Consider the following 15,142-nt stretch of genomic DNA (forward strand, 5'->3'; position numbering starts at 1 on the left):
AAAAGTTGAAAAACAGTTGGAAATTATATATAATTTAGCAAGAAAGGAGCTTTTTTAGTTATCTAGGACAGCCCCTATAATATTTATATTAATTGATTTAAATACATATTATGATAAGATATTTTTAATTTTTTAATAAAAGAAACAAATATGAGACTAAACAAATATATAGCCTCTCTGAACATAGCAAGCAGAAGAGAGGCAGACAATCTTATTAAAGACGGCAAAGTTAAAGTAAACGGAGAAATAATACTCAATCCTGCAACACAAGTTTCAGAAACCGATAAAGTAGAATGCAATAAAGATGAAAATAATAAAATATATATCAAATTAAACAAACCGAGAGGATATGTTGTATCTACAAACAAAGATGAAGGAAAGACTATCTATCAGCTATTAAATAATAAATTGAAAGGAGTTTATCCTGTTGGAAGATTAGATAAAGACAGCAATGGGCTTATACTACTTACAAATGATGGGGTATTTGCTAAAAAAATAATAGGTGAAAACTCTAATTGCGAAAAGGAATATTATGTTAAAGTAAATGATAATATATCAGATGGGGCATTAAAAAAATTAGAATATGGAATATCTTTAGACGGAAAAAAATTAAAGCCAGCTAAAACAAAAAGAGTAACAAAAAATTCATTTAACATAATTCTTACAGAAGGAAGAAACAGACAAATAAGAAGAATGTGCCAAAAAATAGGTTTTGAAGTAATTATACTAAAAAGACTTAGAATTAATAATATATTTTTAAACGAACTTAAAGAAGGCAGTTTTGAATATTTAACAAAAGAAGAAATTGACTGCATAATGGAATCATAACCCGCATTATGCAATCAAAATAAAATTAAATAAACATATTAATTAAAAAGTGCTGAAACCATCATCTGTTATATTTCCTGAGCCAGAAAATGTTTCTCCAAACTCTCTGTCATTAGAAATACTTACATCTTTTTTAGGAGGTTTTACTTGAGTATCTTCTTTTTTAATATCATCTTTTTTTGGAGGAATATATGATTTTTTATTAGTTTTTTCCTCTTTTGATTTTTTTATATCATCACTGCTTAATTTAAAAAAGCTAATAGCTTCTTGAAGACTTCTTGCCTGCTTGAGCAAATCTTCTGAAGTATAAGCACTCTCCTGAACTAAAGAAGCATTATGCTGAGTAACAGTATCCATTTCAGAAACAGCAATATTAACTTGATCAACACCAGCCTGCTGTTCCATTGCAGTAGAACTAATATTTTGCATTATTTTAGCTGTATCATCTATTTTTTGCTGAATATCAATAAATATCTCTTGAGATTGATGAGCTGTTTCTGTTGCTTTATTTATTTTTTCATTTGTGTTATCTACCAAATCAGTAATATCTTTTACAGATGATTGAGTAGTTTGAGCCAAATTTCTAACTTCGCTTGCAACAACTGCAAAACCTTTACCTTGGTCTCCTGCCCTTGCCGCTTCAACTGCAGCATTAAGTGCTAATATGTTTGTTTGAAAAGCAATATCTTCTATTATTTTTGTAATATTTTTTATCTTTGTGCTCGCTTCAAATACATCTTCTATATTTTTTGTTGTTTCTGTTATAATGCTTCCGGCACTTTCTATAGCCTCTTTAGAAGAGACCATCATATTGTTTCCTGTTATAGCATAATCGGTAGAAGATTTTATTGTAGAAGCCATCTCCTCCATAGAACTTGCAGTCTCTTCCAAACTTGCCGCTTGTGATTCTGTTCTTCTTGATAAATCTGTATTACTGTTTGAAAGCTCTTTTGCAGCATTAACTATATTATTAGAAGCTTCATTAACTTCTGTTATAGTTTCTATTAATTTGTTTCTCATGATCACAAAAGATTTTGATAAAATACCTATCTCATCTTTTCTCGATTTTATACGCTGCTTAGAACTGCTTAAATCACCTCGCTCTATCTTTGATGCCTCTTCTACTACTATTTCTAAAGGCTTAGTAATTGTTCTTATAAACAAATTAACAAGTACAGCCAAAATTATTATAGATACTATTCCTATTATAGTTATGGCTATTATTAATTTTATATTCTGTTCATATATCTCATAATCCATCATTGCAAGTGCTATTATCCATGGCTGATTTTTTAATTTATGATATGCAGCCGTTCTTTTTTGTCCGTCAAGATTATATGTAAGATTACCGTATATATTACCGCTTTTAAAAGCTTCCTCATATATTGGATTTATTTTCATAACTGCTATATTCTCATATAAAGAATCCATTATATTATATAATTTGTCAGTGGTTATAAAAAGTCCTCCTGTTTTTCCCAAATCTATATCAGAGAAATGTGTTTGATGAAGCATATACCAATCTAAAAAAATATAAATATAGCCTATTGTAATATTATACGAATCTTTAACAGGTTTTATAGCAGGCATAGCCCATTTAGATGTTATTTCAGATTGCACGAGTTCATCAGCATAAACAACTCCATCTGTATTTGAAGCAACTAATCTGTTCCAAGCATTGGGGATATAATCTTTAAGGTTTTTACCCAAAGCAGAAGAAGATAATGAATCTAAAAATATATCGCCTTCAGAATCAGCTATACCAAAATTAATGAGATAAAGATTGTTATTTTTAAATTTATCTATAGTCTCTGATAATAATTCTTCAGTAAAATTCACATCATTTTCTAAATATTTTACAACAGTAGGAGTTACAGAATATGTACTTATTAAAGATGTTTGCAAATCAAACCAAGTATCTAAAACAGATGCATACCCGGCTATAGTGCTGTTAAAACCGCCTAATCTGCTTTTGCTTATACCAACACTCGCTATATTAACAGAAGATATTAACATTACTATTATAATTAAAACAACTATAGAACATATTACAAACGGTATTCTAAAACCTAAACTATTTACTTTCTTCATAATTGAATAACTCCTAATATATCTCTCTCATATTGTATAAAATAAAAACCATTATAAAATAATTATATAAAAAAGCTATAGTATTAAATGAATGTAATACTATAGCTTTTAAATGGTTTTAATAAAAAATATTATCTATATAATAATTATCTATAAGATTTCTCTAATATAGTTAATACTTCTTCATCTGTAAAGTTATGAGGATCACATTCAAATAATCCGCCCATAGCAAATTTAGCATTCTTAGCTATTTTCGGCAAATCTTCTTTGCTAATACCATAATCGGAAAGTTTTAGATTATCTACACCGCAAGCCTTCTGTAAATCAACCAAAGCATCTACAAAATCCATAGCCTTATTAGCATCTTTTTTACCTAAAGCCTTAGCCATATCAATCATTTTTTTATCGCAGTCATGAGCATTTGCTATTGTAGTATAATATTCTTTACTTATTATAATAAGCCCAGCACCATGCTCAAGTTTTGGATAATAAGCACTTAAAGCATGCTCCATAGAATGTTCTGATGTACAGCTTGAAGTGCTTTCCACTATTCCAGATAAAGTATTAGCCATAGCAACATCTTCTCTTGCTTTCATGTTGTTGCCGTCTTTAACAGCATCAGCCAAACTTTTACCTATAAGCTCTATTGCTTTTAATGCAAACAAATCACTCATATCGCTTGCAATTTTATTAATATAACCCTCAGTGCTATGGAACAATGCATCAAAACCCTGATAAGCAGTGAGTTTAGGAGGAACTGTTTTCATAAGCTCTGGGTCTACTATAGAAAGATAAGGATAAGTTTTCTCATAACCGAAACCTATTTTTTCATTGCCGTTAGTAATTACAGTCCAAGGGTCAGCCTCTGTACCTGTGCCTGCTGTTGTTGTTATTGCTACCACTGGAAGAGGGTCATTTGGCACAGGTTTGCCCTTACCAGTACCGCCGAATATATAATCCCAATAATCTCCGTCATTAGCTGCCATTACAGCAATAGATTTTGAAGAGTCTATACTGCTTCCGCCGCCTATTCCTATAACAAAATCACAATTTTCTTTTTTTGCTAAAGCAGCTCCTTCCATTACATGGTCTTTTATTGGGTTTGGTAAAATCTTGTCAAATAAAACATAGCTTACATTTGCTTTTTTTAATTCTTCTTCTAATCTATTTAAATAACCATATTTCTTTATAGAAGTTCCTCCTGTAACAATTAATGCTTTTTTGCCCGGAAGTTTTTGCTTATGCAGTTTATTTAGAGAACCGCTGCCAAATATTACTTTACTTGGCATATAAAAATTAAAATCCATAATATAACTCCTATTTTTTAATAATTAATATAATGAATAGTTTAAATTATACAACTGTGCAGTATTTAAATCAAATTAATAATAGTTTTTATGTTTTTATTATCAGTAGTGGAGGCTTTGCACCGCTGCTATATCTAAGATGTGTATGTTATAAATTTTAATATGCCTTTAAGCACTAACTTAAATCAATATGTTGACAAATTAATATAAATAAAATATAATAATTAAACTATGAAACTCAAAACTCAAAACTCAAAACTCAAAACTCAAAACTCAAAACTCAAAACTCATTAATATACTATAAAATATATTCTATTTTTTATAATACAAAGCCTCTATTGGCATTGCAAGATTTTTTTCTAGCTAGTCTAATAATAAAAATATATCTTATTAATTCAATATATTATTTGATAATTAAAAATGAAATAATATATTTCGACATGTATTTTCAAAACACAAAAATAATAACTCTTTTTAATATGTATCTTATTTAATAAATATATCAGTTCTAAAATCAATTTATTTATAAAAGAGTCATATATAAAATTAAAGGAGTTTTTATGAATTTAGCACCTGTAGGATTAGTTGTATATAATAGAATAGAACATACAAAAAGAGTGATTGAAGCATTAAAGAAAAATACTTTAGCATCTGAAACAGATTTATATATATTTTCAGATGCTCCTAGCAAAGAAGAGGACAAAAAATCTGTTTCTGAGCTTAGAGAATATCTTAAAACTGTAAAAGGTGGTTTTAAAAATGTTTATATATATGAAGCTGAAAAAAATTTAGGTATCAAACATTCTACTGTAAAAGCAGTAAATACTATATTTGAAAATCATGAATATTTTATAGGCTTAGAAGATGATATTGAAACAAATAAATATTTTCTTGAATTTATGAATAACGCTTTAAATTATTATAAAGATGATAAAGATGTAATAACTATAACAGCATTTGCCCATAAACATGCTACTAAAAGACATAAATATGATGTTATATTTACATATGCTTTTCATAGCTGGGGTTGGGGTACTTGGAAAAATAAATGGAATGATATAGGTTGGGATACATGTGATACTTCTTGGTATAATAAGAGCATTAAGCATAGAATATTAGGAGGCGTTTTTTCTTGGTTTCATTTATTAGCTATAAAAAAATCTGTAAAGAATAATCTTTATATTCAAAATAATTTATGGGATGTTTATTTATCATTTTATATGTATAAAAATAAAAAATTATGTGTTTGGCCGTCAAAAAAATCTTTTACAAACAATATTGGTTTTGATGGCACAGGGTATCATAAATTTGATTTTTATCATGGATATTTTGAAAATAATTTAGATAATAATGATTTTAATATAAAATTCTCTGATGATAAAAGAATGAATTTTTTTAAATATTTAATCATATCTATAAAAATTGGTGTATTTAGTTGGGCTAATGGTTTTATAAGTATGACTTTTAGTAAATTTAAAAAAAGATAATAATAATTTCAAATAATATATTTTTTGAGTATTTTATAATACTTATTTTATTAACATTAATGCTTTTTTAAAGCATAAAAATTAATAATATTTAAATAAATTTTTTGCTCTTTGGCAAAATATATACAAATAACTGAAATAATTTATACTTTTCTCGAATCGTACCCGTAAGGTAAAAACTTTGACGAAGTCCGAACCGCGACCGAAGGAAGTGCATGTGGTATTGGTATAAAAGAACTGCATTTTTATTATAAATTTTATAATTTAATTGTACATTAAAATGCACTCCCCCGCACGAATAAGAAGTTATAATTAAAGCATAGCATTACCGTGCGATAAGCCCCCGACTGTAGGGAGTGCACAGCTAGGCGAGTAGTGCAGCAAGGTGGTACAGCTCGTACGCGGGAAAAAGAATAATAAAATTTCATATTTCTATCATTATATTATAAAATAATATTCATATACGCTAAATAGCAAAATTTGACAAAATATAATTTTTTTAGTTTAACTATTTAATTAAAAATAAAGGCTTAAACATGATAAAAAATATAAATGAAGTAACTAAAACTTTAGGATTTAAAATAATAATAATAGTTGTATTAGGACTATTGCTTTTAATACCTATGACTTTTATAAACAGCGTTGTAAAAGATAGAATTCGATATCAAAATGAGGCTATATCTTCTATAATAGAGCCTGTTGGTGATAGTGCTAATATACAGGGAGTGGTTATAGCTATACCGTATTTAGAAAAGTTCATTGACAGCGATACTAAAGAAATAGGATACACAAGGAAATATATTTTTTATATGCCTAATGAATATAATGTTACTGGTGATGTTGAAGTTACAAGTTTAAGCAGAGGGATTTTTAAGGCACCTATTTTTAATTCTAAGTTAAATATCACAGGAAGATTCGATAAATATAATGCTGAAATATATAATTTAGATGAAAACAATACAATTATACTTTATGATGAGGCTATGATTATATTAGGTATAGGAAACAAAAAAAATCTTATGAAGCTTCCTAATATATTAATTAATCAAAATGAAAAACTTAAATATTATGAAAAAAATATCAATATAAACTTAAATATGTTTAACAATAAGTTTTTATACACCATTTCAAGAGACAGCATATTAAACGGTTTTGATTTTAATATTACAATGGACATTCAAGGAGGAAACTCTCTTATAATAACTCCATTAGCTTCTGAAAATACTTTTAAAATCTCTTCAAAATGGAAAGACCCAAGTTTTACAGGCGGATTTTTACCAACAAAAAGAGAAGTTAATAATAATGGGTTCAATGCTGAATGGAATATAGCGAGTTTTAATACTTCATTTACAAAATATTGGACTAGCGATGAAAATTCTAATAGGTTAAATAATATAGACAATAATCAATATTATACAAGCAATCAAGAATCTAATAATGTTTTAATATCATTTTTGCTTCTTAATGACAATTATCAGAAAACTTCAAGAAGTGTAAAATATGCTATATTATTTATATTCATTCCGTTTTTTGTATTATTTTTATGCGAAGTGCTTTCAAAGAAACGCATACACCCTGTGCAGTATATACTTATAGGAATAGCTAATGCAATATTTTATCTTCTGCTTTTAGCAATATCTGAACATATTAATTTTAATATTAGTTATTTTATAAGTGCCTTAATGGTTACAGCTTTAACTTCTATTTATATAGGCTACATTATAAAATCGCCAAAATACACTATTTCAATGGCTATAGTAGAGGCTTTAATTTATATATTCTTGTTTGGAATACTTCAGCTTACTGACTATGCATTGCTTATGGGCACATTAGGTCTGTTTGCCGTTATTGCTCTTGCTATGTACTTCACACGCAATGTAGATTGGTATGGTGAGAATAATTAACAACTTAAAAACTTATTACCGCACGGTGTAGCAAACTTTTTAATATAACCAAATTTCAATCATAATTTTATCAATATTTAAAATTTTGCTTAGCGTGCGGTGTATATACCATAAATTTATATATAGCTTGGGTGGGAAAACTAAAATAGCAATAAAATCATAAAATTAATATACGCTAAAATTAGAAAATAGGTAAAAATACTAAAGGGCGGGGATTTTAATTAGATTTTCAGTAATACAAATATTACTGCAGCCGTAAAAAAGACACAAATATTAAAACTTAATACAACTTTATTTTTTAACAAAAAATATTTACTTAGGCATCACATAAAAACATTATATTCAATGCATATTATTAAAAATATTAGTTGAGTATACACGCCTAATGAACTAAACAAAACTTAGCATCAATAAAAATAATAAAAAAGAGCTGAGAAGTAATAATCCCAGCTCTAAAATAATGTTTTATAATATATGCTTTATTCTTCTATAATAATAACATAAGTCATTCTAGAACGCTTTATTGTAATTGTAAAAGACTTATCATCACCATAAGATTTAACAAACTTATTATAATCATCAATATTAGATATTGTTATTCCATTAATAGCTTTAATTACATCTCCAGGTCTAAGTCCTGCAGTATAAGCTTTAGAGTTTTGAGTCATGTTTACTACAACAACACCTCTCTCATTACTTCTAATCTGAAGTCTTTGAGATATTTCCGGAGTAACATCAGAAACATCTAAGCCCATCCAAGCATTAGCATCTCTGCTATTTTGTGATGAATTAGAGTTAGGTACAACTTCCTCATCTTCCTCTCTAGCCTCTATTGTAATTCTTGTAATTTTTTCTTTACCGTTTCTTAAATATTTAACTTCAACTTTACTTCCAACTTTAGTAGTAGCAACTTTATTAAATAAATCAACACTCTTAGTCATTCTCTCGCCGTCAAACTCTATAATAATATCGCCATCTTGTAAACCGCCCTTAGAAGCAGGAGAATTAGGTATAACTTCGCTTACATATACTCCAGTATTTTGCTTAACATTTAATCCGCGAGAAAGATTTTCATCAATATCTTGTAAATATATTCCTAAGTATCCCCTAGTAACTCTTCCATTTTCTTTTAAATCTTTCATCACAGAAGTAGCAATATTAATAGGAGTAGCAAAACCTATACCAATGCTTCCGCCTGAAGTAGAATATATTAAAGTATTAATTCCTATAACTTGACCATGTATATTAAATAAAGGACCTCCTGAATTACCTGGGTTTATAGCAACATCAGTTTGAATATATCTCTGATACCTATTAGCACCGACATCGCTTCTTCCTTTAGCACTAACTATACCAAAAGTAACAGTATTATTCAAACCATAAGGGTTACCAATAGCAATAGCAAACTCACCGGGCTCAATAGCATCACTGTCTCCTAAAGCTACATAAGGGAATACTCTGTCAGATTCTATTTTTAATAAAGCCAAATCATAAGCCTCATCATAACCTATTAATTTAGCAGGCAACTCCTCATCTTCCCCATACAAAGTAACCATAATCTTAGTAGCACCTTTAACAACATGATAGTTAGAAAGAACATATCCCTCATCATTAACTATAAAACCGCTGCCCAAAGATTTTTGACTTCTTCTCTGTCTAGGCATTTGATCGCCAAAGAAAAATCTAAAGAACTCATCAGCATATCTATCTTCATAAGTCTGACCAGATTCAATCTCTGTAGATATATTAACAACAGCAGGCATGTTTTTATCAACAACTTCTCTAATAGCACTCTCAACCTCTAAAGCCCCGTCTAAAGAACCATTAAAAGCAGCTTTTTCCGGTGCAGCCTGTGCATGAACAACAAAATCGCCGTCTTTAGAGTTCTTTTCATAAGAGAATATAAAAAATGATATTATTATTCCTAACAAAGTAAATGTAAGCCCAAGATTGAGAAAAAACATAAATGATTTTTTATTTTGATTCATATATATAATTACCTCCTATAATTGTGGTTTTTCTATATCACTAATTTTATTATATTGATTGAATGATGATTTAACTATATAAACCCATTATAAAAAAGTAAAGTAAAATTATCTGTAATTATTATGCTTATAAAAAATTTCCGGCTCACCATTAGGTCGAGTATTCCATCTCGGATGCACCCAAAGCCAATTTTCAGGATACTTTCTTATAATTTCTTCTAACTTCTTAGTATATTTTTGAGTATTATAATATAAAGTCTCCTCTTTGGTTTCTTTCTCTTCAATATGCATTATCTCAGAAACGACTATTTTATGATGACCATACCTATCCGGCACATCATACATTATAACTATAGGAGCTTTAGTCTTCATAGCCACAGCAATAGGTCCAACAGCAGTAGCACATTTCTCTCCAAAAAAATCAACATAAATTCCATCTATATAATTCTGATCGCATAAAAAAGCAACAGCCTTATTCTCTCTCAAAGTATAAAATATATCTTTCAAATTCCCCTTTCTTGCAATACATTTTACACCTCTCTTTTCTCTCCAAGACTTCATATAAGCATCTAATTTGGGATTATCTAAAGGTCTCACTATCACACTCGGATTATACCCTTTAATACCAAAATATGAAGCTATATATTCCCAATTGCCAATATGCCCCGTGATAACTACAACACCTTTCTTTTCTTCCAAAGCCTTATCAAATATATCCCTGCCTTCTATCTTTACACGTTTTAATATTTGCTCATCAGACATTCTTGAAGCCTTTATAAACTCCGCAAAAGTCATAAGCATAGATTTCATAGAACGCCTAGCTATAAGTCTTCTCTCCAAATAAGATTTTTCCGGAAAAGCCTGCTTCAAATTAATCAAAGCTACTTTTTTGCTATGCATAGCTACATAAAACATCAAACCCCCTATAATCTTTGCAAAAAATATTACAAAAATATAAGGAAAAAATGATATAATCTCCATTAATATTCTTAATGGAATATATTCAAGCATAATAATTTTTTTTGATTTATAAGCCAATTCCTACTCCTGAGTATTATCATCTTTATTTTCTTCAGACTCATCTGTTATTTCTTTTTCAATATTTTTTAAATTATCATCTAAATCATCTTTTTTATTTTCACTGTTATTATTATTTGCATCTTTATTAGAATTGTTTTTATTTTCGGCCTTTTTAGAACCCTCAATTAATATTCCAGCCCCAGCCAATTCTCCTGATGTAATCAAATAATAAAAACCAGATATAAAATAATAAGCTTCAGTTAATGCCTTTAATACATTATATCCTTCTATTCTTTTTTTACTTCCGCTAATATCAGAAAAGAAAGTCAATATATCATTAGGGTTCGCTATTATTCTCTCTCTTTCCGTTTTATCTAATAATAGTTTATCTAATTTCCTTTTTAAAGAAGATATTATAGAAACTATATGAGATTTTAAATTTTTAGCAGTATAAGATATTTGTCCATTCTTTTCAGCCAACATCGATACTCTCTGTTCAAATCTCATCGTAGTATCTTGCTCTATTTTTAAAGCATTTTTGCACATATCGCTATATTCTAAAAATCTCGAATTAGAATCTGATAATGATAAAAATATATTATTAAAATCACTCTTATAATCTGTTCTAATCAAATTATCATAAATTAGATTATATTTTACCTTATTAGAAACAAATAATACAGAATACTCTTTATCTAAAAAATCTAATAATACTTTTATTCTATAAATTTTATCATCATCTGATACTTGAAAGAAAGGGTCCCCTTCTATTTCTATATTATTATCTGCTTTTCTAAATGAAACAACTTTCTCTATAAGTTTTACGCCTATAGACTCTATTTTCATTAATTTTTCTTCTTCATTATCTTCAGGAGTTTGATTATCTTTTTCCTCTTCTTGTTTCTGTTTTGTAGTTTCTTCTTTAAGCTTTAACTCTTTTTCTTTTTTCAACTTAGTATAATAACCAACTATATCTGTATCTGTTATTCCTAAAAAATTATTAATTTCAGATAATGTTTCAAGTTTTTCTTTAGAAGCATATTGAAGCAATGATAATAATTTAGGGTAATATTTAGAATATATCAAATCCACATCTTTTTTAAAGCTGGATATTCTCGGATTAATTACGCCTTTACTAATATTATCTACTATAGAATATGCAATTAAAGCTTTTTCACCAGCCAATTTTAACTTTGAAGAATAAGCATGCAAAATATATAAAGGTTTAAACATAGCTTTAAGTTCATTCACATAACTGCGTGCTTTTGTAGGAGAATGTAAATCTTTATACTGTCTTAAAAAAGTTTTGTAAATATTTTCATCATATTGATCTTTCACACGTTCTAAAAGTTCAATATCTTCCAAATCATTGGCAAATTGAGCTAATATTTTTTCTTTTTTACTTTTAGGCTCCATAGAACTATCATCTACTGGATTTAGTGCATTAAATATAAGAGTATCCATCTCCAAAAATGCTGATATAACACTTTTATCTATAAAGCCCAAAAACTTATTATGTACATTTCCGCCAAAAGTTGTTATCGTTTTATTAGATAGAGCATCAAGCCATAATTTTAAATTTAAAAATACACTTTTTTGTTTTTTTACAACTAATGTATTATTTGTCTTTTCTTTTTTAGGAGCTTGAGAGGGTGTATTAGTATAAACATAATTTCCTCTTGGCGTATTATTATTAAGATTATTATTTTTAGGTTTATTATAACTAGGGGTACTTCTCTTAGATGAATAATCGATAGTAGTCTGCTTTTTCCTATTCGTTATTACCTCTCCGCCTGCATCTACAAACTTATTAAATAAATTTCTTCTATCATCTTCTTTAAGATTATCTAGTTTTAATCTATTTCTAGTATTATCTATATCACCCATAGAAAATAACTCCTAAAAAATATATATATTTATTTACCCCTATGTATCATAGTGGCTGTGGCCTGACTGCCAGCCAAAATAGTCATACTAGATATTTGAACATGTCTTTTTCTAGTAATAACGTATTCTATATTATCGGCTATATCTTCAGCATATAAAGGATCAAAACCCTTATAAACATTATCAGCTTTTTCTTTATCTCCTTTAAATCTCACGGTAGAAAACTCTGTGTTTACAGCACCCGGTTTTATATTAGTTACTCTTATAGGCTTATCTATTAACTCAACTCTTAAAACATCTCCAAACATCTCTACAAAAGACTTAGTAGAACAGTAAATAGCACCTCCAAAATAAGCCTCATCTGCAGCAGTGGAAGCTAAATTAATGATATCAGCATTTTTACTGTTAAGCATTAAAGGTATTATCATTCTTGTTAATACTATTAAACCTTCACAATTTACCCTTATCATCTGCAAGCTGTCTTCTATGTCATTGTTATAAAAATAATCCTTACCCAAAGCAAGTCCTGCATTATTAATAAGTATATCTATATTCTTCCATTCATTTTCTAATGAAGAGACAGCATTTTTTATACTATTGGTATCAGCATAATCTACTTTTATAACCTTTACTTTTACATTATAATCTTTTTCCAACATACTTTTAAGAGACTCTAATTTCTCAATTCTTCTCGCTGTTAAAATAAGATTAACACCATTAGAAGCAAGCATCTTAGCAACCGCTTCGCCAATACCAGCACTAGCCCCAGAAATAAAAGCTAATCTTCCTTTAATATCTTCTTTATACATAAAAACTTGCCTTTATAATTATTTATTCAGCAGTTCTTATTCTGCCAGCAACATCTTCAGCAGTGTATTGCATGCCAACCTCTTGAAGATATTTTGAAATTAAATTATCCATTTGTTTTTTTAATCCCTTTGAATATAATTCAGCTACAACCGTACAGTTTTGCTTAGAGTCCCATTTACTCTCAACTATAGATACCCCTCTCACTCTTCCTGCAACTCTCTCTTGTATTACATATTCATCTATCATACCCTTTTCTGTAGAGCTTAAAGATTCCACATAAGAACCAACTATTTTAGCTACTATTTTATTTTTAGCATCCAATTCTGCAGCTTGTCTTGATGCAACTTCCCTTCTAAACTTATCATCAACATCTATATCTTCGCTAGGCGAACCCATTCCCATTACTCTGAAAGTATCATCATTTATCCAGCCCTCAGGATTGTTTCTGCTGACACCAGTTCCGCAAGAAGATAATACTATCATCATCATAACAGTTATAAACAAGTATAATTTTTTATTTTTCATATAGCGTACCTCCAATTCTTCTATATTATAACTACATTTAATATTATATATATTAATAATATGATTGCAATAGCCTAAGTCAAAATTTAATACTATATTATAATACATATAATACCTATATTTTAATTTTGTTTTGACAATTTTTTATATTAAACTATAATAAAAACATAATTAAACTTAATTATTAAATTATATATATTAAAAAATTATTTTTATAGAGGTATTCAAATGCTACAATATGCTGTTATAGGAGTTGGTACTTTAGGTAAGGCTCTAATAAATAGATTAATGAATAAACCTTCAATAGAAGTATTGGCAATAGATAATGACATTAATGAAATAGAAGCCATAAAAAATAGTGTTACTCAAGCTATGAAATTGGATTCTACTCAAAGAGAGGCATTAGAGGCTATAGAAATTAATAAATTCGATGCTGTTATAGTTACAATAGGTGAAGACATTATGACAAGCATATTAACTTCACTAATATTAAAAGAATTGAATGTAAAAAACATAATAGCAAGATATTCTGACGAAAGACATAAAGCCATATTAAGCAAAATAGGAATCACCCACCTTGTAAGCCCAGAAGAATCTATGGGTATACATATAGCAGAGCAGCTTGAAGTTGGAGATTCTCTGCTTTTATATGACTTAACTGAATATCACTCTATAGTAGAGTTTCCTGTGCATGCGGGGCTTGCTGGTAAAAACTTAAAAGAACTCGATTTGAGAAAGAAATATAAAATTAATGTTGTAGCTATAAAAAAAGAGACAACAAGTATATTGGGAGAGAAAAAGATTATAGTTGATTGTACACCTGACCCTGATGAGTCTATGGTTGAGGGGGATATACTTGTAATAGCAGGACATGATAAAGATATAGAAAAATTAAATAGAAAACTTTCTGAATAATTTTTTATAAATAAAGAGAAGTATAATGAATAACTACTTTGCAAAAATGCTTATTGTTGTAGGGATTATTGCTATAATAATAGGCATATTGATACTATTAAAAATTCCAATTGGAAAGCTTCCGGGTGATATTGTGATAAAAAGAGAAAATTTCGCTTTTGCTTTTCCAATAGTAACTTCTATAATAGCAAGCATAATATTGTCTTTTATAATGTGGATAATTTCTAAATTTTAATAAATTAATAAACATTTATATTGTTTCAATTTCATTGTTTGTATGTTTTTTGTTTTATTCAACTTTTTCCCGCGTACGAGCTGTACCACCTTGCCGCACGGTAATGCTATGCTTTAATTATAACTTCTTAGTCGTGCGGGGGAGT

General features: G+C 28.4%; 12 protein-coding genes. 5 read left to right on the forward strand and 7 right to left on the reverse strand.

Translation table 11 applies throughout. From position 1 onward, the window contains the following. Nucleotides 1-150: 150 nt before the first annotated feature. A complete protein-coding gene (locus tag Q0H31_RS10975) occupies nucleotides 151-828 on the forward strand; it encodes a pseudouridine synthase (RefSeq protein WP_295298141.1) in 678 nt (225 codons plus the stop codon). Nucleotides 829-870: 42 nt separating this feature from the next. On the opposite strand, the gene Q0H31_RS10980 is transcribed toward Q0H31_RS10975, so the two are convergent. Then, the gene (locus Q0H31_RS10980; RefSeq protein WP_295298142.1) at nucleotides 871-2,919 is read right to left on the reverse strand and encodes a methyl-accepting chemotaxis protein; all 2,049 of its coding nucleotides are present in this window, start codon (nucleotides 2,917-2,919) and stop codon (nucleotides 871-873) included. 146 nt (nucleotides 2,920-3,065) lie between these two features. Beyond that, the gene (locus Q0H31_RS10985) at nucleotides 3,066-4,226 is read right to left on the reverse strand and encodes an iron-containing alcohol dehydrogenase (protein WP_295298144.1); all 1,161 of its coding nucleotides are present in this window, start codon (nucleotides 4,224-4,226) and stop codon (nucleotides 3,066-3,068) included. Nucleotides 4,227-4,786: 560 nt separating this feature from the next. Between Q0H31_RS10985 and Q0H31_RS10990 the strand changes: the two genes are divergently transcribed. Further along, nucleotides 4,787-5,713: a hypothetical protein gene (locus Q0H31_RS10990; RefSeq protein WP_295298146.1), complete on the forward strand. Its 927-nt coding sequence runs from the start codon at nucleotides 4,787-4,789 to the stop codon at nucleotides 5,711-5,713. A gap of 536 nt (nucleotides 5,714-6,249) precedes the next feature. Beyond that, nucleotides 6,250-7,617 (forward strand): cell envelope integrity protein CreD, encoded by a 1,368-nt coding sequence (gene creD, locus Q0H31_RS10995; RefSeq protein ID WP_295298148.1) that lies wholly within the window; start codon nucleotides 6,250-6,252, stop codon nucleotides 7,615-7,617. A gap of 479 nt (nucleotides 7,618-8,096) precedes the next feature. Here the strand turns inward: creD and Q0H31_RS11000 are convergent, their stop codons facing one another. The 5 genes from Q0H31_RS11000 to Q0H31_RS11020 form a co-directional block, all read right to left on the reverse strand. Further along, complete coding sequence (locus Q0H31_RS11000) at nucleotides 8,097-9,605, reverse strand: Do family serine endopeptidase (protein ID WP_295298150.1); 1,509 nt, start codon at nucleotides 9,603-9,605, stop codon at nucleotides 8,097-8,099. A gap of 108 nt (nucleotides 9,606-9,713) precedes the next feature. After that, entirely contained in the window at nucleotides 9,714-10,643 is a 930-nt protein-coding gene (locus tag Q0H31_RS11005; protein ID WP_295298152.1) for a lysophospholipid acyltransferase family protein, read from the reverse strand. 3 nt (nucleotides 10,644-10,646) lie between these two features. Continuing rightward, nucleotides 10,647-12,512 carry a hypothetical protein gene (locus tag Q0H31_RS11010; RefSeq protein WP_295298154.1) on the reverse strand — a complete coding sequence of 622 codons (1,866 nt, stop codon included), beginning with the start codon at nucleotides 12,510-12,512 and terminating at the stop codon, nucleotides 10,647-10,649. A gap of 29 nt (nucleotides 12,513-12,541) precedes the next feature. Further along, the gene (locus tag Q0H31_RS11015) at nucleotides 12,542-13,321 is read right to left on the reverse strand and encodes an SDR family NAD(P)-dependent oxidoreductase (RefSeq protein ID WP_295298156.1); all 780 of its coding nucleotides are present in this window, start codon (nucleotides 13,319-13,321) and stop codon (nucleotides 12,542-12,544) included. Between the two features lie 22 nt (nucleotides 13,322-13,343). Further along, nucleotides 13,344-13,847, reverse strand: a complete 504-nt coding sequence (locus tag Q0H31_RS11020) for a hypothetical protein (protein ID WP_295298158.1) — start codon at nucleotides 13,845-13,847, stop codon at nucleotides 13,344-13,346. Nucleotides 13,848-14,075: 228 nt separating this feature from the next. Between Q0H31_RS11020 and Q0H31_RS11025 the strand changes: the two genes are divergently transcribed. Beyond that, a complete protein-coding gene (locus Q0H31_RS11025) occupies nucleotides 14,076-14,762 on the forward strand; it encodes a TrkA family potassium uptake protein (protein ID WP_013243783.1) in 687 nt (228 codons plus the stop codon). A 25-nt stretch (nucleotides 14,763-14,787) separates the two neighbouring features. Further along, nucleotides 14,788-14,997 (forward strand): DUF2905 domain-containing protein, encoded by a 210-nt coding sequence (locus Q0H31_RS11030; protein WP_295298160.1) that lies wholly within the window; start codon nucleotides 14,788-14,790, stop codon nucleotides 14,995-14,997. Nucleotides 14,998-15,142 lie beyond the last annotated feature (145 nt).

The organism is uncultured Brachyspira sp. (genome assembly GCF_934747485.1).
In the GTDB taxonomy this organism is placed as follows: Bacteria; Spirochaetota; Brachyspiria; order Brachyspirales; family Brachyspiraceae; genus Brachyspira.

Coding starts and splice junctions, on each gene's coding strand:
- Q0H31_RS10985 (WP_295298144.1), bottom strand. CDS start 4,226: ATGGATTTTAATTTTTATATGCCAAGTAAAGTAATATTTGGCAGCGGT.
- Q0H31_RS11030 (WP_295298160.1), top strand. CDS start 14,788: ATGAATAACTACTTTGCAAAAATGCTTATTGTTGTAGGGATTATTGCT.
- Q0H31_RS10980 (WP_295298142.1), bottom strand. CDS start 2,919: ATGAAGAAAGTAAATAGTTTAGGTTTTAGAATACCGTTTGTAATATGT.
- Q0H31_RS11025 (WP_013243783.1), top strand. CDS start 14,076: ATGCTACAATATGCTGTTATAGGAGTTGGTACTTTAGGTAAGGCTCTA.
- creD (WP_295298148.1), top strand. CDS start 6,250: ATGATAAAAAATATAAATGAAGTAACTAAAACTTTAGGATTTAAAATA.
- Q0H31_RS11000 (WP_295298150.1), bottom strand. CDS start 9,605: ATGAATCAAAATAAAAAATCATTTATGTTTTTTCTCAATCTTGGGCTT.
- Q0H31_RS10990 (WP_295298146.1), top strand. CDS start 4,787: ATGAATTTAGCACCTGTAGGATTAGTTGTATATAATAGAATAGAACAT.
- Q0H31_RS11010 (WP_295298154.1), bottom strand. CDS start 12,512: ATGGGTGATATAGATAATACTAGAAATAGATTAAAACTAGATAATCTT.
- Q0H31_RS11015 (WP_295298156.1), bottom strand. CDS start 13,321: ATGTATAAAGAAGATATTAAAGGAAGATTAGCTTTTATTTCTGGGGCT.
- Q0H31_RS11020 (WP_295298158.1), bottom strand. CDS start 13,847: ATGAAAAATAAAAAATTATACTTGTTTATAACTGTTATGATGATGATA.
- Q0H31_RS10975 (WP_295298141.1), top strand. CDS start 151: ATGAGACTAAACAAATATATAGCCTCTCTGAACATAGCAAGCAGAAGA.